Raw genomic sequence first — 23460 nt, 5'->3', positions numbered from 1 at the left:
GGAATGTGAATTTCGGTTTAACTTTGGAACACCCAAAATGCAGCTAAAAACATTGCGAAAATGGTGTGAAATTTAGGGCTAATCTACGTCAGCCCCAAGTTTTATATTCCCTTAATATTACAAAGTGCGGTTAAATTAACCGCACTTTTTCTAAATGCCAAATGCTATGACTCACACTTCTTACTCAGCTCTCGCTTTAGGTTATGTCGTTAATTTGCTATCTCGCCGCGAATACAGTGAATACGAAATTCGTTGCAAAATGCAAGAAAAAGCCTTTACAGAAGAAGATATTGAAAATACGCTTGCTTATTGCCAGCAAAAAAACTGGCAAAGTGATCGCCGATTTTGTGAAAATTACCTAAATTCCCGCACCCAACGTGGCTACGGACTAAGCCGTATAAAACAAGAGCTGCGCCAACTGAAAGGAATCCAATCAGAACTGATTGATGATGTGCTTATGGAATGTGAAATTGATTGGAGCGAAATTGCGCATTCTGTATTGCGTAAAAAATTTCCTGATTACCAACAAAAGCAAGATCCCAAAAGCAAGCAGAAAATTTGGCGCTATATGATGTCTCATGGTTTCCATTCTGATGATTTTGCTGATTTTATTGGTAGTGGAGAAGATTTTTATTAGGTTTCATTTTGCTGCTTAGAAAATAAACGGTATAATGACCGCACTTTAGGCAATTAAGCTATTCGCTTACGTTGCCTTTTTCATTTTATAAAAATAGTCAGATAAAATATGTTACATAAAATTTTTTCGTGGTTTGAAAACCGCATTAATGCCTATCCTGAAGATGATCCCAAGACGCCCGCCAAGGGATTATGGGGTTTTATTTGGTCTAGCCTAGAGGGATTAAAAGGTTGGATCGCCTTTTTCTCATTTTTGACAGTGGGTGTCGGTATCATTGAAGCGATGCTATTCCAATTTATGGGCAAAATTGTAGATTGGCTCGGTGCTTATTCGCCCGCAACTTTATGGGCAGAAAAAGGCCCCCATCTGATCGGCATGGTTGTGCTTTTAATCTTCAGTATCGGCTGGGTATTTCTCACTTCAGCAGTACGCCTACAAACCTTGCAAGGGGTTTTCCCTATGCGTCTGCGTTGGAATTTCCACCGTTTAATGCTCGGACAAAGCCTTAGCTTTTACCAAGATGAATTCGCAGGACGCGTATCCGCCAAGGTGATGCAAACCGCATTGGCTGTGCGAGATACGGTACTCACTGTGGCAAATATGGTGGTTTATGTCAGCGTTTATTTCATCACGTCAGGCGTGGTATTAATCACCTTTGACGGCTGGTTACTTGTGCCATTTATCGCTTGGATGTTTATTTTTGCCGTTATTCTTTATTTCTTAATTCCCAAATTGGCTAAAACCGCTGAGCGTCAAGCCGATGCTCGCTCGCTGATGACTGGGCGAGTTACCGATGCTTATTCAAATATCACCACAGTGAAATTATTTTCCCATGGCGAACGTGAAGCTGCCTATGCGAAAAGTTCTATGAAAGAATTTATGGTCACGGTCCATGCTCAAATGCGCCTAGCCACCTTATTAGATGTGTTAACTTATGGCAGTAATATTTTCTTAACTCTCAGCACGGCGGCATTAGGGATTTATTTGTGGCAACACGGCGCTATCGGTGTCGGTGCGATTGCCACCGCGACGGCAATGGCATTGCGTGTAAATGGCTTAGCCCATTGGATTATGTGGGAATCGGCACGTTTATTTGAAAACATTGGTACGGTGAATGATGGTATGGAAACACTGTCCAAACCGCATACAATTGTCGATAAACCTAATGCGGTGCCAATGCAAATTAATCGCGGAGAAATTAAATTTGAGCATGTCGATTTTGCCTATTCGCCAGAAAAACCGTTGCTTAATGATTTCAGTTTAACCATTAAAGCAGGCGAAAAAGTGGGGCTTATTGGGCGTTCAGGTGCGGGAAAATCCACTATCGTTAATCTGCTGTTACGTTTTTACGAAGCACAAAAAGGTAACATTACCATTGACGGGCAAAATATTTTGGATGTTCAGCAAGAGAGCCTACGCAGCCAAATTGGTTTGGTGACACAAGACACTTCGCTACTGCATCGTTCCGTGCGTGATAACATTATTTATGGTCGCCCGAATGCAACGGAAGAAGATATGTTCCACGCGGCAAAACGTGCCGAAGCGGCAGATTTTATTCCGCAACTGAGCGATGCAAAAGGGCGTCGTGGCTATGACGCACATGTAGGCGAACGTGGCGTGAAATTATCGGGCGGACAACGCCAACGTATTGCAATTGCACGCGTGATGTTAAAAGATGCGCCGATTTTATTGCTTGATGAAGCCACCAGCGCGCTGGATAGCGAAGTCGAAGCCGCAATTCAAGAAAGTTTAGACAAAATGATGGAAAACAAAACGGTTATTGCCATTGCTCACCGTCTCTCCACCATTGCTGCAATGGATCGCCTTATTGTGCTGGATAAGGGGCAAATTGTGGAGCAAGGCACCCATGCAGAATTGTTAGCGCAAAATGGTTTATATGCCAAATTATGGCAACACCAAAGTGGCGGTTTCTTAAACGAACACATTGATTAGCCTTCACTTAGCCTGAGCAATGATGTTCAGGCTTTTTATTTTATTCGAGAAATTATGACTGAGTTATATATTGGCATTATGTCGGGGACAAGCCTAGACGGGGTGGATTTAGCCCTAGTGGATTTTTCTTGCACGCCGCCCCAAATGCGCGCAAGTGAATTTATCCCGATGCCAGAAAATTTACGCCAAAAATTGACCGCACTTTTACACAGCGGCGCAACCAGTTTACAAAATTTAGGCGAACTTGATCACCAACTTGGTGCACTTTACGCCGATTCGGTGAATCAGTTCTTAGCCCAAAATCAGCTTCAACCTCAACAGATTCAAGCCATTGGCTGCCACGGGCAAACCGTCTGGCATTCCCCCAATGGCGCACTGCCATTCACCATGCAAATTGGCGATATGAACTTAGTGACAGCGAAAACCCAGATCACAACCGTGGGCGATTTTCGCCGTAAAGATATGGCGATGGGCGGACAGGGGGCTCCCCTTGTACCCGCTTTTCATCAAGCACTTTTTCATGCAGACGATCGTTTCACCGTCATGTTAAATATCGGCGGGATCAGCAATATTTCTGTTCTCTCGCCTTATACAGAAACTATCGGTTATGATCTCGGCCCCGGCAATACCTTAATGGATGGGTGGATTGAACAGCACCAAGGCAAACGCTATGACAAAAATGCGGAGTGGGCGTATTCAGGCAAGGTTAATGATACATTGCTCGCCCATTTGTTGGCTGAACCTTTCTTCCAACAGCCTGCACCCAAAAGCACGGGAAGGGAGCTTTTTAATCTCGCTTGGCTTAATAAAAAATTGGAAAATTTGACCGCACTTTTGCCACAAGATGTACAACGCACCTTGCTTGAATTCACGGCACGCAGCATTGCCAATGAGCTAGATCAACTTGCCGCTGCACATCTTCCCTGCTTATTGTTAGTCTGCGGTGGCGGCGCGCGCAATCCATTGCTAATGGCGCGTTTAAACGCACTGTTGCCACAATGGCAAGTGAAAACCACCGATGAATTTGGCTTAGACAGCGATTATGTGGAAGCCGCGGCATTCGCTTGGCTCGCATATCAACGCATTCATGGATTAACCAGCAATTTGCCTAGCGTAACGGGCGCGAAAAGTGCGGTCAGTTTAGGCGTAATTTTTCCGAAGGATTAACGGATGACAGAACAAAATTTATTGCATGCCCTTGAGCAAATGATCACCGAACAGCGCAACCCAAATTCCATGCAAATTGACCGCGCTTCTGCCTTGGAAATTGTGCGTATTATCAATAATGAAGATAAACAAGTTCCCTTGGCGGTGGAAAAATGCTTGCCACAAATTGCACAAGCAGTGGAAAAGATCGTGGCCGCATTCCAGCAAGGGGGGCGTTTAGTTTATATGGGCGCTGGCACGAGTGGACGTTTAGGCGTATTAGACGCATCGGAATGCCCGCCGACTTATGGCGTGCCGCCCGAAATGGTGGTGGGGCTAATCGCAGGCGGCGAACGTGCCTTGCGTCATCCTATTGAAGGGGCGGAAGATGATCGCGCGCAAGGCAAAGCGGATCTGCAACAGATTCATTTTAGCCATAAAGATATATTGGTGGGCATCGCCGCTAGTGGCCGCACGCCTTATGTGTTAGGCGGTTTGGAATATGCCAATGAACTCGGCGCGGTTACCATTTCCATTGCGAGCAATCCGAACTCAGCGATGGCACAAATTGCCCAGATTGCGATTGAAACCCTTGTAGGCGCTGAAGTGCTAACAGGTTCGAGCCGTATGAAATCAGGCACCGCACAAAAATTGGTGTTAAATATGCTCACTACGGCATCTATGATTCAAATGGGCAAATGTTATCAAAATCTGATGGTAGATGTGCAAGCGAGCAATGAAAAGCTGCGCGCTCGTGCCGTTCGCATTGTGATGCAAGCCAGCGAGTGTGATAAAAACACAGCAGAGCAATATTTAAAAACCGCAGACGGAAACGCAAAATTAGCGATTATGATGCTTCTCGCCAATTTAGATAGAGAAAGTGCAGTCAAAATTTTAGCTAAAAATCAAGGAAAGTTGCGCATTGATCCCGCGTAATCATTGGCTAAATATGAAAACTGTTTATCTTTCATACACAAAGTCGCTTAGTTAAAAGTCGCTTGGTTATAAGTTATAACCATTGATTCCTTGGTCATTAAATAGAATTCAATTAAAATATCGTCATTTCTTAGTTAACTTATTAAAGGAAAGTCTATGTTTAAAAAATTAGCATTTTTAGCAGCAAGTATTTTTGCTGTAGCAACAACCACTCAAGCATTCGCCGCAGAGAGTTTATTAGAACGTATCAACAACCATGGTACGATCACCGTGGGCACAGAAGGCACTTATCCGCCATTTTCCTATCACGATGAAAGCAATAAATTAACGGGCTATGATGTGGAAGTGGCGCGAGCAGTGGCTGAAAAATTAGGCGTTAAAGTGGAATTCAAAGAAACCGTTTGGGATTCTATGATGGCAGGCTTGAAAGCTGGCCGTTTTGATATTGTTGCCAACCAAGTGTCATTAACCACACCAGAACGCCGTGCAACTTTTGACCGTTCAGAGCCTTACAGCTGGTCTGGCGAAGTTATCTTAGGTCGTGCCGATGATACTCGTGTAAGCAAACCTGAAGATGTGAAAGGCTTAAAAGCAGCGCAATCTATCAGCTCAAACTACGGTGAATTAGCGGTAAAAAATCATGCTGAAATCGTGCCTGTAGACGGTTTATCACAAAGCGTAATGCTATTAAAACAAAAACGCGCTGATGTTACATTCAATGATGGATTAGCCGTATTAGATTTCTTGAAAAAAGATCCAAATTCTGGGTTAAAAATCTTATGGGAATCGAATGACAAATTAGGCTCAGGCTTTATTGTCAACAAAGGCAACGATGAAGCCTTAGCAAAAATTAGTGCGGCAGTGCTAGAACTACAAAAAGACGGCACATTGAAAAAACTAGGCGAACAGTTCTTCGGAAGAGATATCAGTGCTAAGTAATTTTCTCCTTTCTCTCCCATTTATGACCGAGGCCCGCGTGGACTTGGTCATTAATGCTTTTTGGCCAATGGTAAAAGCTGCGGTATTAATTTCCATTCCGTTGGCGATTGCTTCATTTATCATCGGCATGATTTTGGCTGTCGCGGTGGCATTAATTCGAGTCACACCAGTGGGTGGCTGGTTTTACCGCATCGTGCTTGCCATTGTGAAAGTATATATTTCCATTATTCGTGGCACGCCAATGCTGGTACAAATTTCAGTGGTGTTTTACGGATTACCCGCCTTAGGGATATTTATCGATCCAATCCCAGCGGCGATTATCGGTTTCTCGCTCAATATCGGTGCTTACGCATCAGAAACAGTGCGCGCCGCTATTTCTTCAGTGCCGAAAGGGCAATGGGAAGCGGGCTACACCATTGGCATGAGCTATATGCAAACTTTCCGCCGAATCATTGCGCCACAGGCTTTCCGTGTTGCCATTCCGCCGTTAAGTAATACATTTATCAGCCTATTTAAAGACACTTCGCTAGCATCTGTCGTCACCGTAACGGAAATGTTCCGCGTGGCACAACAAATGGCAAATATGTCCTATGACTTCTTGCCGATTTATATTGAAGCGGGTCTTGTATATTGGGGATTCTGCTGGATATTATTCTTTATCCAAGCACACCTTGAAAAACGTATGGCTCGTTATGTAGCACGCTAGGAGAAGCAATGATTAAAGTAAGAAATATTCATAAAGCGTTTGGCGACAACCCAATTCTGCGTGGTATTGATTTAGACATTGCCAAAGGTGAAGTAGTGGTAATTCTCGGACCGTCAGGCTCGGGTAAAACCACTTTTTTGCGCTGTTTAAACGCGCTTGAAATGCCCGAACAGGGGACGATTAGTTTTGAGAATGCGGCACCATTGCACATTGATTTTGCCCGTCATCCTGCCAAAAAAGACATTCTCGCATTGCGCCGTAAATCAGGCATGGTTTTCCAAAATTACAATTTATTCCCCCATAAAACAGCGTTAGAAAATGTAATGGAAGGCCCAGTGCAAGTACAAGGCAAAAGCGTTCAACAGGCGCAAACGGAAGCCTTAGAACTGCTCAATAAAGTGGGATTAACGGACAAAGCAACCCTTTATCCATTCCAATTATCAGGCGGTCAGCAGCAGCGTGTTGGTATTGCCCGCGCCTTAGCTTTACAGCCCGAATTAATGCTGTTTGATGAACCCACTTCGGCGTTGGATCCAGAGCTGGTGCAAGACGTGCTGGACACCATGAAAGCCTTAACTAAAGAGGGCTGGACAATGGTGGTAGTCACCCATGAAATCAAATTCGCTTTAGACGTGGCAGATTTGGTGATTGTGATGGATGGTGGCGTTATTGTCGAACAAGGTTCGCCGCAGCAACTGTTCGACAACCCACAGCATGAACGCACGAAAGCCTTTTTGCAACGATTGCGTGCCCATTAAAATTTCATCAAAATTGACCGCACTTTTGCGCAAAAATATCGGGATAGAAATCATCTATCCCTTTTTTATGCCCTTTTTATCAACTTTTTGCCCTGTTTTATCAATCAAAGTGCGGTCAAGAAACACAAAATTTTTGTTTTCCATGTGTGAACAGCCATAAACTAACAATTTAACGTTTATTCATAATATCTTCGCCGTTATGTAACTTTTTATTTACACTTAATAACAACCCAATAAAACCATTGAAAATATCATCAAATGCTTTTCTTCTAGTAAAAAATTTATTACACTCATCGTTTCAATAACAATACAAAAAAACGCTTACGAGATTCTAAAAGGAAATCAAATGAATAGAACATTAGGCAGCACATTATTAGTGTCAGGAACCATGATCGGTGGCGGAATGCTTGCTATGCCGCTCACTTCAGCGGGAATCGGCTTTTCCTTTACCTTTGTATTATTAATCGCATTGTGGTTATTACTCACTTACAGCGCTCTGCTTTTTGTGGAAGTGTACCAAACGGCTACCCATGATGCGGGAATCGGCACTCTCGCTGCGCAATATTTTGGTAAAACGGGGCGTGTTATTTCAACCATTGTATTAATGGTTTTTCTCTATGCGCTGCTCGCGGCTTATGTGACCGGCGGCGGGAATTTGCTCTCTTCTATTCTGCCTGAATTCGGCTCTCAAGAGATAGCAGAAAAACTCGCTATCGTCTTGTTCACCGTCTTCTTTGGCGCATTTATCGTCATCGGCACCAAAAGCGTTGATGGCATCAATCGCCTGTTATTTTTCGTGATGCTGATTGGACTTGCTCTCGTGATTTTCTCCATGGTTCCACACATTCATATGGATAATCTAATGGCAATGCCCCTTGATAATTTGCTGCTTATTTCCGCCAGCCCGATTTTCTTCACGGCATTTGGTTTTCACGGCTCCATTCCAAGCCTGAATAACTATTTGCAAGGCAACGTTAAAGCACTGCGTTTTTCGATTATCACAGGGTCGCTCATCACGCTCAGCGTGTATATTTTATGGCAGCTTTCCACCCACGGCGTATTAAGCCAGAATTTGTTTTTACAAATCCTGCAACAAGATCCTACGCTCAATGGCTTAGTCACTGCCACTCAACAAATCACAGGCAGCGAGATCACCGCAAAAATTGTGAAAATTTTCTCCGCACTTGCGCTGATCACGTCATTCCTTGGCGTGGCTTTAGGCTTGTTTGAATGCATACAAGATCTTTTCACCCAAACCTTCAAACGTGCAACAAACCGTTTTACCATTGGCATTTTCACTTTCTTGCCACCGTTGTTATTCGCCCTATTCTATCCAAAAGGCTTCATCCTTGCCCTTGGCTACGCAGGACAAATGTTCGCATTTTACGCCGTGGTGCTGCCCGCCGCTCTCGTGTGGAAAGCCCGCCACGCTCACCCAAATCTGCCATACCGAGTATTTGGCGGAAACATATTACTCTTTATCGTCGCCATTCTAGGCTTAATCATCACCTCAATCCCTTTCGCCATCAAAGCAGGCTGGCTGCCTACGGTTGTGGGGTAGGTTATTGATTAATCTAAATTGCAGAAATGCATTAGGAAATGCTTTAAAAGAAATTAAAAAAATAGCACTCGTTTTGGCGAGTGCTTATATTAATAAAAATAGGAAATCCTTATTCGAAAGCCAGACTGTATTGAAAAATTTACTTATTATGAACGACAGTAAATTACTGGAACAATATTCATCTCTTTTACTACATGTGAAAAAGAAGATATAATCCATAGCAATTGTGTGACATTTCCTTTTGTGTTTTTTCCCTGCTTTATCTTCTTAAATTCATTACCTATCTGTTCTTTTGATAGAAATGGACAACATAATATGCATTTTCTAGATAAGGAATGATTTTTTAGTAGTGAATCTAATTTGGACTCAAAATCTTTTAAATTACCTTTTCTGACCCTAGATATGTTAGTTCTCACTGAATTAGATGTAGTATATACCTTCATAAGTTTTGGATTTAATTTCTTATTGATAAATTGATCTCTTGAAAAATGCATATTCCCTATATTTTTAATTGCTTGTCCAACAACATCATGTAGCTTACTTGCCGATAGGCTCACATCATCATTATATTTCGAATGAATAAAGTTAATTGATTTATCTTTTAAATTCATAGTTATATGATCAGCCCATTCATCACCTAAATCATCACAAAAAATGTAATCATCTTTTCGGTGTAAATTCTCTACAAAGCCAAAAATAGAATTACTAGAAAATTGTGTACTGTTTTCTGTTAGGAACTCGTCTTCAGGTTCTTTCTCAGCTTTTACTGTAAAATTATCCTGATTAACTAGTATATCTAAAATATTATCTATATCAGATATCCCTGATCTATCTTGGAAGCAATAACCCATGAAGTACATATATTGAGGATCTGTAAATGTAACACTATATAATTTATGCTTTTTAATATAATCCTGAAGACTAAGCTCTTTCCCATCATCTTCTATATTTAATCGTTTAAGTATGTTAATTTCTATAGAAATTGTTTTCTTATTAATTTTTAATACGTTATTTTTACCTAATCCATTCACCTGAAACAAATTAGCATTGGCGTCAGATAACTTAGATAAATCATAAATTTTCTCTAAACCTAAAATTAACTTATTTTTAAATCCATCCTTAATACAAACCTTCTTAGATTTTGAACGATAAAAGTAAATATTGTTATTTTCAAGAGCATTAATTAGCGTACTAGTTTCAATCAAAATAGAGTTAGGTTCTACACCTGATGCTATTATTTCATTCAAATCAATTCTTTTAGCAAAGCTATCTAAAAATTCATTGCTATTTCCATTTTGGATTTTTTCAAAATTTTTATCAATCCAATTAATAATGTCTGTAAAAGTAACTCTTTGAGAGAGTTCATTAACTCTTCCACTACTAGATATTGATATAACAGAAGAGTTCTCTCTGACTCTTATATGAGATGGAATGGATCTTCCTGCTCCATGAAGAGACAAAACACCATTAAGATTAGCATCTTCATATGATCGGGCCCTTATAGCTTTATCTGATATTGTCATATTTCTTAAAGATAATCTCTGATATTCAGCATTTTGAGATACAAGAGAGTTATTACCTAAATTACTTAATAACTCAAACTTTGTATCAATTATTTTAGATAATACTAGAACAACTTTTACTTAACACGGCTAAGAAATCATCTCTCTCAATCAATATTATATAGGCATGGATAATATCACTAAATTTTACTTCTTTATCTTGACTATTAATGAAATACACTGTTCTTTCTGAAGGGAAAATACGTAAAGAATATAAATATGATTTTTCATTTATTTCAATATTTTCTTTTACCGTATTAATTAGAAATTCTTTTCCTTCTTGACAATTTCTGCTTGCACAATCAAGAATTTCTACATGATTTATATCATGATCTTTAGCTCTATAGAAGTAGGTATTCTTTGTCAGTGATAGCATTGATATATCTAAATTAGACACGCATTTTCTCCCTATATTATCAGTCTATTATAAGATCTAGAAATAATTCAGTATTCATCAAAAATGAATACTTTCACTACTTATTTTAAAACCACTCTCGCATTCCTAAACAATCTCATCCATGCGCCATCTTCGCTCCAGTCTTCTGGATACCAAGAATTGCTCACGGCGCGGAATACGCGTTCAGGGTGTGGCATCATAATGGCGACTCTGCCGTCTTGGTTTGAGATCGCGGTGATGCCGTTGGCTGAGCCATTTGGGTTGGCTGGGTATTGTTCGGTAATATTGAGATTATTATCAATATATTGCGCAATTACCAAGTTTTGTTTTTGTAAATTGGCTAGCTGTTCTGGCTGTTTAAATTCTACCCGTCCTTCGCCGTGACTTACTGCGATTGGCATATGGCTTCCAGCCATGCCGTTGAACCAAAGTGAGTGAGTATCGTTGATTTTCACCATAGCAACACGAGCCTCAAAACGCTCAGATTTATTGCGCACAAAGCGTGGCCAGTTTTCTGTGCCTGGAATAATTTCGGCAAGGTTAGAAATCATTTGGCAGCCGTTACACACGCCTAGTGTTAGGGTGTTTTCACGTTCAAAGAAAGTGGCAAATTGTTCACGAAGTGCGGTGTTAAATAAGATAGATTTTGCCCAGCCGCCACCAGCACCGAGCACATCACCATAAGAGAAACCGCCACAAGCAACAAGAGCTTGGAAGTCTTTCAAATTATGGCGATTTTGTTGCAAGTCGCTCATGTGCACATCAATGGCATCAAACCCTGCGCGGTCAAAGGCAGCTGCCATTTCATAATGGCTGTTCACTCCTTGTTCACGCAAAATCGCAATGCGTGGGCGTATGCCTTTGGCAATGTAAGGAGCGGCAATGTCTTCATTCACATCATAAGTTAAATAGGCTGATAACCCTTTGTTATTTGGATCTTTTTTGCTTTCAAATTCTTGATCAGCACATTCTGGGTTATCACGCAAGCGCTGCATTTGATGGGTCAATTCTGCCCAAATACCACGCAAATGCGAGCGTTTTTCGGTTAGCAATGTTTGAGTGCCACGGCGAATTTCAAAACGATCTTCTGTGTTTACCGTGCCGAGTTCTTTCGTTAAGTGCAATAAATTGTGCGCTTTTAACACTTCTCGCACAGCATTTAATTCGCTATCTGCCACTTGAATGACAGCGCCTAACTCTTCATTGAATAATACGGCTAGATCATTATCGCCTAAGGCTGAAATATCAATATCAACACCGCAATGCCCTGCGAATGCCATTTCTGCCAACGTGGTAATTAAACCACCGTCTGAGCGGTCGTGATAAGCCAATAATTTACCCGCTACCACCAAGGCTTGCATTCCATTGAAGAAATCTTTTAGTGTTTGCGCGTTCACCACATCGGCGGGTTTATCCCCCAGTTGTTTATACACTTGAGCCAGTGCGGTTGCGCCTAAACGATTATTCCCCTCGCCTAGGTCAATGAGCAATAAACGGCTTTCGCCTTTATCGGTGCGAAGTTGTGGGATGACAGTTTTACGCACGTCTTCCACTCTGGCAAAGGCACTGATTACCAATGACAATGGCGCGGTAACCGATTTTTGTTCGCCATTTTCCTGCCATGTGGTTTTCATTGACATCGAATCTTTGCCCACAGGAATGGTTAAGCCTAATTGCGGACAAAGCTCTTCGCCAATAGCTTTAACGGCTTCATAAAGCCCCGCATCTTCGCCTGTATGCCCTGCGGCAGACATCCAGTTCGCCGACAGTTTAATGCGTTTAATATCGCCAATATCCGTTGCTGCAATGTTGGTCAAACTTTCTGCCACAGCAAGACGTGCAGATGCTGCGAAATCTAATAGGGCAACAGGTGCGCGTTCGCCCATTGACATGGCTTCGCCATAGTAGCTATCTAAGGATGTGGTTGTCACCGCACAATCCGCCACGGGCACTTGCCAAGGGCCAACCATTTGATCCCGAGCTACCATGCCTGTAACCGAACGGTCGCCAATGGTAATTAAGAAAGTTTTTTCTGCTACCACAGGTAAACGTAGTACACGGTGTAACGCTTCGCTTAATTGGATTTCTTCTTGCGCCAACGGTGGATTTTTTACCGATTTTTGCGAAACATCACGGGTCATTTTCGGCGTTTTTCCAAGCAGAACATCCATTGGCAAATCAATCGGTTTATTGTCAAAATGCGGATCAGCAAGCGTTAAATGTTTTTCTTCGGTCGCTTCGCCAATCACAGCAAATGGCGCACGCTCACGTTCACAAAGTGCGGTGAATAAATCGAGTTTTTCGGGCGCAACCGCTAACACATAGCGTTCTTGCGATTCATTACACCAAATCTCAAGGGGCGACATACCTTTTTCGTCACACAAAATTTTGCGTAAATCAAACTTACCGCCACGTCCACCGTCATGCACTAATTCTGGCATAGCATTAGAAAGCCCACCCGCGCCCACATCATGAATGAATAGAATTGGGTTATCTTCCCCCATTTGCCAGCAGCGGTCGATCACTTCTTGGCAACGGCGTTCCATTTCTGGATTATCTCGTTGCACAGAGGCAAAATCGAGATCTTCTTTGGATTTACCCGATGCCATAGAAGAAGCCGCGCCGCCGCCTAAACCAATGTTCATCGCAGGGCCACCAAGCACGATCAGTTTTGCGCCAACAGAGATTTCGCCTTTTTGAACATGTTCTTCACGAATATTGCCAATGCCGCCCGCAAGCATAATAGGTTTGTGATAACCACGCACTTCTTCGCCAGCAAAGCTGTTCACTTTTTCTTCATAGGTGCGGAAATAGCCTAACAATGCAGGGCGACCAAACTCATTATTAAATGCCGCACCGCCTAAAGGCGCTTCTAACATAATATCTAAGGCAGAGGCGATGCGATTTGGTTTAGAAAGCGGTGCTTCCCAAGGTTGCTCAAAATCAGGGATCACAAGGTTAGAGGCCGAAAAACCGACCAACCCTGCTTTCGGTTTCGCACCACGACCTGTTGCACCCTCATCACGAATTTCGCCGCCAGAACCTGTCGCCGCCCCTGGGAATGGCGAAATAGCCGTCGGGTGGTTGTGGGTTTCCACTTTCATTAGGATATGCGCTTTTTCATTATGGTAGCGATATTGCCCATCTTGATCGGGGAAAAAGCGCCCTACGCTTGAGCCTTCCATCACCGCCGCATTATCTTTATAGGCAGAAAGCACATAATCAGGGGTTTTCTCAAAGGTATTTTTAATCATTTTGAACAGCGATTTTTCTTGTTTTTCGCCATCAATAATCCAATCCGCATTAAAAATTTTGTGGCGGCAATGCTCTGAATTGGCTTGTGCAAACATATAAAGTTCAACATCCGTTGGATTGCGATGAAGTGCGGTGAAATTTTCTACTAAATAATCCATTTCGTCTTCAGCCAACGCTAAACCTAGGTTCACATTCGCCGCTTCTAATGCTTGGCGACCACCGTTTAACACATCGACAGTGGTAAATTCTTTGGGTTCTTGCTGTTCAAATAATTGTGCCGCCTCTTGTTTTTCACGCACCACAGATTCCATCATTCGGTCATGTAAATGCGATACTAATTTAACCTGCTCATCCGCATTCAAAGTGCGGTCAAATTCAAAGTAATAGGCTAAACCACGCTCTAAACGCACCACTTTTTCTAAACCGCAGTTGTGAGCAATATCCGTTGCTTTTGATGACCAAGAAGAAATCGTGCCAATACGCGGGATTACAACAAAGCATTCCCCTTTCGGTTCGTGTTGTGCCAAAGTAGGACCATAATGCAATAATTCTTCTAATTCTTGAGTTTCGGTAGCTGATAATGCCGCCGATAAATCAGCAAAATGCACATATTCTGCATAGAAAGATTTAACGGGCAGATTTGCTTTTTGGAATTTTGCTGTAAGTTGGCTTAAACGGAATTCAGATAAGGCTGGCGAACCACGAAAGATTTGGAACATAGGAATATCCTTTGTAATTGAGAAATGGGTAAAATCGTGGGTATTATAAAGGAATTTAAAATTAAAAGAAATCGTTTGCGTAGGTTGATTTTACAAGAAAGCCATGATTAAACAGGGCTTAAAATTATTGAGCTTTTAACTGCTCTAAATCTTTGATAAAAGCGTTGAAAGCGACTTTTAGTGATTGCTGTTGAGCTAAAAAAATTGCTGAATTGAATGGGATAACCACTCATTATTTTCGCCAAATCCCAATAAAAATCTCCCCAGTCAAGCTGGGGAAGAAATCATTATTGTAGAAGTGAAATATCCGCCACTTGTAAGAACAGGTTGCGTAAATTATTCAAAATCGCTTGGCGATTGCGGCGAAGTGCCTCGTCTTCTGCATTAACCATCACTTTTTCGAAGAAATTATCCACCGTTTCACGCAAACTTGCTAAACGATCTAGGGCAAATTGGTATTCACCATTTGCAAATTTCGGCGCAAGCTCAGCTTGTAGGCTAATCACTTGTTCTGCAAGCACTTTTTCTTCTGTTTCCACCAATAAAGTGCGGTCAATTTCTGTTGAGATTTCACCCTCAGCTTTCGCCAAAATATTGCTAACACGTTTATTCGCTGCGGCTAAAGCTTCTGCTGCATCTAGTGTGCGGAAATGTGCCACTGCACGCACACGAGCATCAAAATCAGCAGGTTTTGTTGGGCGGCGAGCAAGTACAGCTTGAATAACATCTACGGCAATGCCTTCATCTTGATACCAAGCACGGAAACGGCCAAGCATAAAATCCACCACATCATTAACTACATTACTGTTCGTTAATTTATCGCCGAAGAGTTCGCTGCTTTTTTGCACAAGCTTTTCTAAATCTAACGGCAGTTTTTTCTCAACGATAATCCGCAACACACCTAACGCAGCACGGCGTAGTGCGAACGGATCTTTATCTCCTTTCGGATGCTGGCCAATACCGAAAATGCCCGTTAGCGTATCTAATTTATCCGCCAACGCAACAGAACAAGCTACTAAAGAATGTGGCAATGCATCACCCGCAAAACGAGGCATATACTGCTCATTTAACGCCACAGCAACTTCTTCGTCTTCACCATCGTGGCGTGCATAGTGCATTCCCATCACACCTTGCGTATCGGTAAACTCAAACACCATATTGGTCATTAAATCACATTTAGACAGCAAACCTGCACGTTTCGCTTTCGCAACATCTGCCCCAATTTGAGCGGCAATTTCGCCACTCAGTTTTTCAATACGCTCTGTTTTATCAAATAACGTGCCGAGCTGTTGTTGGAATAATACGGTTTTTAAGCGTGGTAAATTATCTTCCAAACGTTGTTTTAAATCTGTTTTAAAGAAAAATTCTGCATCTGTTAAACGTGGACGCACGACTTTCTCATTCCCTTCAATAATCGCGGTTGGATCTTGTGGATTGATATTTGATACGAAAATAAAGTGCGGTAATAATTTGCTATTTTTATCGTAAATAGGGAAATATTTCTGATCGCCTTTCATCGTATAAACTAAGGCTTCCGCAGGTACAGCAAGAAAACGTTCTTCAAATTTTGCCGTCAGCACATTTGGAAATTCCACCAATGCGGTAACTTCATCAAGCAGACTCTCTTCAATATCTGCCACACCGCCAAGTGCAGTGGCTTTTTGTTGAGCATTTTCCAAAATAATCGCTTTACGGCGTTCAAAATCAGCGATCACGCTGCCTTTTTGCTCTAAAATTTCAGGATATTGATCTGCATTTTCAATTGTAAATTCCTGACTGCCTAAGAAACGGTGTCCACGAATGGTTCTATCACTCGCCACACCTAAAATTTCCCCCTCAATCAATTCATCACCAAACAACAACGTTACAGTATGTACAGGGCGAACAAATTGCTCGCTTTTATCCCCCCAACGCATCGTTTTTGGAATAGGCAATTTTGAAAGAGCATTACTGATAATGTTAAGCAAAAGATTCTTCGTTGGCTGCCCTTCAATGACTGCTCGATGAACAAGCCATTCACCTTTATCTGTCGTTAAACGATCAGCTTGATCTACACGAATGCCGCAGCCTCTCGCCCAACCTTCTGCCGCTTTGGTTGGCTTGCCTTCTGCATCAAACGCAGCCGCCACAGCAGGGCCGCGTTTTTCTACTTCTTTACTCGGCTGAGCTGTTACCAACCCCAACACTTTCACCGCTAAACGGCGAGGTGCTGCAAACCATTCCACTTTCTCGAATGATAAACTCGCTTGGTTTAATTCGTTTTCTACATTCTCCGCAAATGCGGTTGCTAATTTTTTGAGTGCCTTCGGTGGCAACTCTTCAGTGCCGATCTCGGCGAGGAAGTTTTTTGTTGTCATTGGTTATTCCTTACAAAGATTTTACTGATATCTATCCATATCTCTTGTTCTATATTCAATGATTTTATCGGCTTGATCTAACCAATGTACATTTTGAATTAAACTTGAACAATCAATACCGCCATTTTTTTCTACTTGAGCCAACATTTCCCTAAACTCATTTTTATTTGAGAAGTTTTTAATTTCAGTTAATCTTTCATCAGTAAATGCTGCAAATAAAAATCTGTCATATGGGTTAACTGTCCCAATCGTTCCTGTTGAACACCATTGTAGCGCTGAACGTCTACCTTGGAATTCTCGTGTGATAGGTTCTCCCATAATTTGAATAACCTCACTTTCTGTCATTCCTTGTCTTAAAAATTTAGCATTTTCTAGTGGTTGCTTTGTCCAATTTTCTTCTTGTACTGGTTGTCTAATAATTGCCCCACCATTAGTATTCGGAGTTGAACCACTACAACCTGCTAAAACTAACCCAATAGCACTTACCCCTGCTAATTTTAGTAATGTTTTCTTCATATATTCATCCTTAGATTATAGTCTATTTTACAAAATCAATTAATTTATTATTCTATAATTGCATCTTTCTCACCTAGCCCCAACCATCCTTAGATAGTTTATTCTAAGAAACAAGTTTTTCTTATATCATCCCAAATACAATCTGGTTATCTCTATACTCCCCCAGCAAGTATCTCATTTTTATTGTTTTATCATTAGCCTACAATCTCGCTAAACTGTGTTATATCTAAAGTTACTTGCTCATTTACAAACAATAACGCTAGAAGCTCACATAGCCATTCACTTTGGGATCATCAATTACAAATAGCTTTGTAAAGTATGTCCAACTTAATTTTCCACGCAGTGCGTGGACAATTTCCAAATCACCAAATGTGTCTGCAAATTTAACACAATAATTAAGATGAGAACGTCCCCACCCCTTCCCAAATTGCTCTGTTAGGCTTTTAGATAAATTTTTAATCACTTGCTTGCCATATTCGGCACGCTCATTTTGTAGAATATGCTGATTGATTCGTTGCCCAATATGCCAATAAAGCAAGGTGAGTTCGGCATTTACGGCAACTGCAACCCGCTGTTTACTACTTTGAATGAGCTGGCTAATTTCACTCACTAATTGTTGTTCAGTAATAACAAGGTGTTTTTCTGCCACCATATTTAGCTTCTCTCAAAAATGTCTACAAAATTGACCGCACTTTATTTAGCAAATAACTCGCTTAATTTTTCCTTTTCTAATACAACATCACCATTTTCTAGCAATAACGCAGGAAGCCCTGCATAGCCATTTGCTTTTGCATCATCAAAAACGGCATTATTGTCACGCAAGCGTAAAAATTGTTTAAAATTGGCCAATGAAGACAATACTTCCACTGGCTCGTATTCAATGTTTAATCGTTTTAATTCCGCAACAAACGGTGCTGTATCTGGGCAAGTTTCTGCGAAAAATAAAATAGGTTTGTTCATATAAAATTCCTTAAAATTTGACCGCACTTATTTTTTGCAGCCCGGAAAACCTAATGCCTCACGGCTCGCATAATAGGCTTCAGCCACGCCTTTGGTTAAGGCACGAATGCGTAAAATATAGCGTTGGCGTTCTGTAACCGAAATCGCTTTGCGTGCATCTAATAAGTTAAAACTGTGTGCGGCTTTTAAAATACGTTCGTAGGCAGGTAGGGGTAATGGTTTTTCTAATGCCAATAATGATTGTGCTTCTTTTTCATATTGCTCAAAGCAGTAGAATAAGAAATCGGTGTTTGCATATTCAAAATTATAAGTGGATTGCTCCACCTCATTTTGATGGAAAACATCGCCATAAGTGGTTTTGCCCAATGGGCCGTCAGACCATACAAGATCATAAACGCTATCCACGCCTTGAATATACATTGCCAAACGTTCTAAACCGTAGGTTACCTCACCCGTAACAGGTTTACATTCTAAGCCACCCACTTGTTGGAAATAGGTAAATTGGGTCACTTCCATACCATTTAGCCACACTTCCCAGCCTAATCCCCACGCACCAAGCGTTGGGTTTTCCCAGTTATCTTCCACAAAACGAATATCGTGTTGTGTTGGATCAAAACCAAGCATTTTTAGCGAGCCAAGATAAAGTTCTTGAATGTTGTCTGGCGATGGTTTGATAACCACTTGAAATTGGTAATAATGTTGTAAGCGATTTGGGTTTTCACCATAACGTCCATCGGTTGGGCGGCGTGAAGGTTGCACATAAGCAAAAGCCATTGGTTCAGGGCCGATAGCACGTAATGCCGTCATTGGATGCGATGTCCCTGCTCCCACTTCCATATCAAATGGCTGAACAATGGTGCAACCTACGTTTGCCCAGTAATCTTGAAGTGCGAGGATCATTCCTTGGAAGGTTTTCACATTAAATTTTGCTGTCATTTTACGATTCCTAAAAAATTCGTTCAAAAATGTGGATTATTATAGCTTAAAACTCGCTAAAGTGCGGTCAAAATTTGGTGAGTTTTGCTAAAAAATACGGAAAGTTGACCGCACTTAGGAAAGAAGTGGATCGAAAGGCGAGAAATTTGGAGACAATAAAAATGCGATCAGAAATTCTGTAATTTCTGATCGCACTTTGCGATGAAATCATTAAATATTGCGTGTGCCTAATTGGAAGATCACCACTTCTGCTTGGCAGCTAAATGTGAAGGTGGCTTTTAGTAAGAAACCGCCTTCTACCGCGCTAATTGCGCTTTCGATTTGGCACGGTTCACTTTCTGTATCGCGCGCTTTTTGCGTTAATTGGGCTAATGCTTGTTCTGCATCGGCTTGTGTGGCATACACTTTTTCAAAAGGGGCAACCACTTCGCTATTATCTAAAATTGAGCCAACATCTAAAGTGTTGCAGCCTACGCATTCAATTGGAGTTTCGTTTTTCATTATCTTTCCTATTTATCTTGGATTAAGGGCTTAACTTTAAACCTAAATGCCTTACGGATCAAGGTTGAAAAAGAATCACTTGGGAAAGTGGGCTTATCAAGTTTGCGAAAATTGGGGCGGTGATTGTGCTGTTGGCAATCAACAAAATCCCCTAAATTTCTGCATCTAAATCCCTGCACCTAAAGCCCGAAAACTCAAGCCTATCGTTCAAATTCAACACGATTTCATCGAAAAAATCTCGCCAAATTTGACCGCACTTTAGGCGCAACGTTGATATTCTCACTGAAACAAAACAACCGCATTGGCGAATAAAAACGCAAAGTGCGGTTGTTTTAGCCAAGTTTTAAGCGAAATAATTCGCTTATGCTCGTTTGAGCGAATTACACATCATAAGTGGTTGAAGCGGTATTGCCGCCGCGACCTGTCCAGTTAGTGTGGAAAAATTCGCCACGCGGTTTATCTGTGCGTTCATAAGTGTGCGCACCGAAGTAGTCGCGTTGTGCTTGGAGCAAGTTTGCTGGCACGCGCGCTGAAGTGTAACCGTCTAAGAATGTGATCGCAGACGCCATACACGGCATTGGAATGCCCACTTCGATAGATTTAGCCACCACTTTGCGCCAATCTGCCATCGCGTTTTCTAGAATACCTTTGAAGTAGCTGTCTGAGCCCAAGAACACAAGGTCTGGGTTGGCTTCATAGGCATCACGAATATTGCCTAAGAAACGGCTACGAATAATACAGCCCTCACGCCATAAAAGTGCGGTCGCGCCATAATTAATATCCCAGCCAAAGTTTTCAGAGGCTTCACGAATTAACATAAACCCTTGTGCGTAAGAAATGATTTTTGATGCAAGTAACGCTTTACGCACTGCTTCAATCCATACTTTTTTATCGCCTTCTACTTTGCCAATGTTTTTGTTGAATAATTTTGATGCTGCCACACGTTGATCTTTAAATGAAGAAACGCAACGCGCAAAGACGGATTCCGTGATTAAGGTTAATGGAATACCAAAATCTAACGCATTGATCCCTGTCCATTTTCCTGTGCCTTTTTGCCCAGCGGTATCTAAAATTTTCTCCACTAACGGTGTGCCGTCCGCTTCTTTATAACCTAAAATATCTGTGGTGATGTCGATTAAATAGCTATCTAGCTCGGTTTTTTTCCATTCTTGGAAAATGCCTTGCATTTCATCGTAGCTTAAACCTAAGCCGTCTTTTAAGAATTGATACGCTTCACAAATTAATTGCATATCGCCGTATTCGATACCATTGTGAACCATTTTCACAAAGTGGCCCGCACCTTCTTTGCCCACCCAGTCACAGCAAGGCTCGCCTTTGTCTGTTTTCGCTGAAATGGCTTGTAAAATTGGTTTAACGTGTTCCCACGCTTCAATGTTACCACCTGGCATAATTGAAGGCCCATGACGAGCGCCTTCTTCACCGCCCGAAACCCCTGTGCCGATAAAGCGAATGCCTTTTTCAGCTAATGCTGCTGTGCGGCGGTTTGAATCAGGATAATTTGAGTTACCGCCGTCAATAATGATGTCGCCTTGCTCTAAGTGCGGTAATAACGCGTCAATAAATTGATCCACCACATCGCCTGCACGCACCATTAACATCACTTTACGCGGTTTTTCAAGTTTCGCAGCTAAATCTTCTAACGAATACGCGCCGATAATATTGGTGCCTTTTGCTGGCCCTTGTAAAAACTCATCGACTTTTGATGTAGTACGGTTATAAGCAACAACTTTAAAACCGTTGTCGTTCATATTTAAAATTAAGTTCTGGCCCATTACCGCTAAACCGATAACGCCGATATCACCTTTTGTTGACATTTAATTTCTCCTAGTTGGGTTTATATTTTCAAAATTACTATCTTGTCCTATTAGTACTATCTTTGATAGTTTTAATCTATCTTCATTTTCTGCATACCATGCTATAACCTTCTTATTCTGGGACTTCCTATCTATTTTTGACAAAATATATATTTCAGGTAAACCTATAAAGACCAAAGCCAAAAGAAAAAATTCATAAGCTACCAGTTCAACTTTATAATATTCTAAAATAAAAGGGAGCGCAAAAATATAAATTACAAAAATTAATACCAAAACCCACAAAAAACCTCCTTGATTTTTATAATTTTTATTTCTTTCATTACTGGTAGTTAAGTAACCAATTTTTCTTAGCTTTTTGAGATTGATAAAATCATAAATACCTACATTCCTATTTTCTAATACTTCTTTAACTTGACTAAATGGAGTATCCTTAAAGTATGATACCGTATTACACAACATCTCTTGTATTAAAAGAGGCTCATTATCAAATATTTTAATTTTATCAGATAAAAAGTACTTATTAATTTGTTCAAAATCCTGAATTTCTTTTTTATTAAATGTATCTATATAAAAACGTCTTACCAAATAAATTAAAGTAATAATAGAAATTATTAGACCCAAAAGCTTAAAGATCGTCTCTTGATCGAAATTTATCATAGTAATTTAAACTCTATAATATTTTTATAAAACTCTAAGATTTCACTGAAACAGTAAAATAAAATTTATAAGTATCGCCAACACCGCTGGCACGCCCTGCTTGAGCAAAATTCCTTTATTTTTCGTACTCATTGCACCATAAATCGCGGCAACAATGACACAAAATAAAAAGAAAGAAATGACCGCACTTTGTTGAATAAAAAGGGAAAAAATTATCCCTGCAGCTAGAAATCTGTTATATAACCCTTGATTGGCAAACAAAACTTTAATTTTAGGATCGTTTACCGCGCGTTCATCCAAATTAAATATTTTTCTCGCTTGTAAGCTGTCTAATGCAAACATTTCTAAATACATTATGTAGAAATGCTCAATGGCGACAAGGGTTATCAAAATATAAGCAACAATCAACATTACAATAACGCTGCCGCTTCTTTATCCAAATACCACTCCGTTACCCCATTTTTCGCTTTAATTTTTGCGGCTGGGTAAGGAAGTTGCTCGGCTGGCGTTGATTGAATTTCTTTTAAAATCTCTGCTTTTGCTGCGCCTGTAACTAAATAAGTCACGCGTTTTGCTTGTTCAATCAGTTTCACTGTTTTTGAAATGCGGATTTGTCCGCTTTCAGGATGTTTCGCAATGACGGCAAGATTTAGATCAGCAAAATTCGTTTGATGTGGGAATAAAGACGCGGTATGCCCATCGCTGCCCATACCTAAAATAATCCAATCAAAAACGCCGTCAAAAATGACCGCACTTAGCTCTTGTTCAAAGCGTTTAAGCTCACTTTCCACAGGTTCTTCGCCACGAATGCGATGAATATTTTCCGCGGGGATTTGAATGTGATCGAATAACAATTTTTGCACTTCGCCATAATTACTTTCGGGATCTTGCGGCGGCACCATTCGATCATCGCCCCACCAAAAATGCAAGTTTTTCCATTTTATCGAAGTGTTAAAAGGCGCTTGAGCAAGAGTTTTAAAGAGCAATTTTGGCGTTGAACCGCCCGAAAGTGAAATATGCACGGGGCGATTTAATTGGCTGTACAACTCAAACTCTTGGGCAATTTTCTCTACTGCATTTTGCGCAGTTGGGAAGACGATATAGTTCATAGTATTGGTTTTATCCTATT

At 41.1% G+C, this 23460-nt stretch carries 21 protein-coding genes and 1 pseudogene; 9 read left to right on the top strand and 13 right to left on the bottom strand.

All coding sequences use genetic code 11. The features are described 5' to 3' along the window. From C8D76_RS08515 to C8D76_RS08475, 9 genes and pseudogenes are all read left to right on the top strand, one after another. A pseudogene (locus tag C8D76_RS08515) lies at positions 1–76 on the top strand (IS1595 family transposase); the annotation flags it as partial. A 90-nt stretch (positions 77–166) separates the two neighbouring features. Then, entirely contained in the window at positions 167–637 is a 471-nt protein-coding gene (gene recX, locus C8D76_RS08510; protein WP_116632360.1) for a recombination regulator RecX, read from the top strand. A 108-nt stretch (positions 638–745) separates the two neighbouring features. Further along, positions 746–2590 carry an ABC transporter ATP-binding protein gene (locus C8D76_RS08505; protein ID WP_116632357.1) on the top strand — a complete coding sequence of 615 codons (1845 nt, stop codon included), beginning with the start codon at positions 746–748 and terminating at the stop codon, positions 2588–2590. Between the two features lie 54 nt (positions 2591–2644). After that, positions 2645–3757, top strand: coding sequence for an anhydro-N-acetylmuramic acid kinase (locus C8D76_RS08500; RefSeq protein WP_116632356.1), 1113 nt, complete (start codon positions 2645–2647; stop codon positions 3755–3757). Between the two features lie 3 nt (positions 3758–3760). Beyond that, positions 3761–4672, top strand: coding sequence for an N-acetylmuramic acid 6-phosphate etherase (gene murQ, locus C8D76_RS08495; RefSeq protein ID WP_116632355.1), 912 nt, complete (start codon positions 3761–3763; stop codon positions 4670–4672). A 156-nt stretch (positions 4673–4828) separates the two neighbouring features. Next, entirely contained in the window at positions 4829–5611 is a 783-nt protein-coding gene (locus C8D76_RS08490; RefSeq protein WP_116632354.1) for an amino acid ABC transporter substrate-binding protein, read from the top strand. Then, positions 5601–6317, top strand: coding sequence for an amino acid ABC transporter permease (locus tag C8D76_RS08485; protein WP_116632353.1), 717 nt, complete (start codon positions 5601–5603; stop codon positions 6315–6317). The genes C8D76_RS08490 and C8D76_RS08485 overlap by 11 nt, the downstream gene beginning before the upstream one ends. A gap of 8 nt (positions 6318–6325) precedes the next feature. Continuing rightward, positions 6326–7075 (top strand): amino acid ABC transporter ATP-binding protein, encoded by a 750-nt coding sequence (locus C8D76_RS08480; protein WP_116632352.1) that lies wholly within the window; start codon positions 6326–6328, stop codon positions 7073–7075. Between the two features lie 346 nt (positions 7076–7421). Then, positions 7422–8636: an aromatic amino acid transporter gene (locus C8D76_RS08475; protein ID WP_116632351.1), complete on the top strand. Its 1215-nt coding sequence runs from the start codon at positions 7422–7424 to the stop codon at positions 8634–8636. Between the two features lie 146 nt (positions 8637–8782). Here C8D76_RS08475 and C8D76_RS08470 read toward each other — a convergent pair whose 3' ends face one another. From C8D76_RS08470 to pgl, 13 genes are all read right to left on the bottom strand, one after another. After that, positions 8783–10159, bottom strand: a complete 1377-nt coding sequence (locus tag C8D76_RS08470; protein ID WP_116632350.1) for a hypothetical protein — start codon at positions 10157–10159, stop codon at positions 8783–8785. A 94-nt stretch (positions 10160–10253) separates the two neighbouring features. Beyond that, positions 10254–10595 (bottom strand): hypothetical protein, encoded by a 342-nt coding sequence (locus C8D76_RS08465; protein ID WP_133241339.1) that lies wholly within the window; start codon positions 10593–10595, stop codon positions 10254–10256. Between the two features lie 80 nt (positions 10596–10675). Then, positions 10676–14569, bottom strand: coding sequence for a phosphoribosylformylglycinamidine synthase (gene purL, locus C8D76_RS08460; RefSeq protein ID WP_116632348.1), 3894 nt, complete (start codon positions 14567–14569; stop codon positions 10676–10678). Between the two features lie 287 nt (positions 14570–14856). Then, a complete protein-coding gene (gene glyS, locus C8D76_RS08455) occupies positions 14857–16926 on the bottom strand; it encodes a glycine--tRNA ligase subunit beta (RefSeq protein ID WP_116632347.1) in 2070 nt (689 codons plus the stop codon). Between the two features lie 21 nt (positions 16927–16947). Beyond that, positions 16948–17442, bottom strand: coding sequence for a hypothetical protein (locus C8D76_RS08450; protein WP_116632346.1), 495 nt, complete (start codon positions 17440–17442; stop codon positions 16948–16950). Positions 17443–17701: 259 nt separating this feature from the next. After that, positions 17702–18094, bottom strand: a complete 393-nt coding sequence (locus C8D76_RS08445; RefSeq protein WP_116632345.1) for a DUF1016 N-terminal domain-containing protein — start codon at positions 18092–18094, stop codon at positions 17702–17704. A 41-nt stretch (positions 18095–18135) separates the two neighbouring features. Next, positions 18136–18402 (bottom strand): hypothetical protein, encoded by a 267-nt coding sequence (locus C8D76_RS08440; RefSeq protein WP_116632344.1) that lies wholly within the window; start codon positions 18400–18402, stop codon positions 18136–18138. 27 nt (positions 18403–18429) lie between these two features. Next, positions 18430–19338 carry a glycine--tRNA ligase subunit alpha gene (glyQ, locus tag C8D76_RS08435; protein ID WP_116632343.1) on the bottom strand — a complete coding sequence of 303 codons (909 nt, stop codon included), beginning with the start codon at positions 19336–19338 and terminating at the stop codon, positions 18430–18432. 210 nt (positions 19339–19548) lie between these two features. After that, positions 19549–19839, bottom strand: coding sequence for a YfcZ/YiiS family protein (locus tag C8D76_RS08430; protein ID WP_116632342.1), 291 nt, complete (start codon positions 19837–19839; stop codon positions 19549–19551). A 380-nt stretch (positions 19840–20219) separates the two neighbouring features. Beyond that, positions 20220–21674 (bottom strand): decarboxylating NADP(+)-dependent phosphogluconate dehydrogenase, encoded by a 1455-nt coding sequence (gene gnd, locus C8D76_RS08425; RefSeq protein ID WP_116632341.1) that lies wholly within the window; start codon positions 21672–21674, stop codon positions 20220–20222. Then, complete coding sequence (locus tag C8D76_RS08420; RefSeq protein ID WP_116632340.1) at positions 21675–22331, bottom strand: hypothetical protein; 657 nt, start codon at positions 22329–22331, stop codon at positions 21675–21677. 42 nt (positions 22332–22373) lie between these two features. Beyond that, positions 22374–22742: a DUF1304 domain-containing protein gene (locus C8D76_RS08415; RefSeq protein ID WP_116632339.1), complete on the bottom strand. Its 369-nt coding sequence runs from the start codon at positions 22740–22742 to the stop codon at positions 22374–22376. Further along, complete coding sequence (pgl, locus tag C8D76_RS08410; protein ID WP_116632338.1) at positions 22742–23440, bottom strand: 6-phosphogluconolactonase; 699 nt, start codon at positions 23438–23440, stop codon at positions 22742–22744. The genes C8D76_RS08415 and pgl overlap by 1 nt, the downstream gene beginning before the upstream one ends. Positions 23441–23460: the final 20 nt, after the last annotated feature.

It is taken from the genome of Alitibacter langaaensis DSM 22999, from assembly GCF_003096995.1.
GTDB lineage: Bacteria > Pseudomonadota > Gammaproteobacteria > Enterobacterales > Pasteurellaceae > Exercitatus > Exercitatus langaaensis.
Note: the sequence above shows the minus strand (reverse complement) of the source record. Positions and strands in the feature narration are given on the sequence as shown.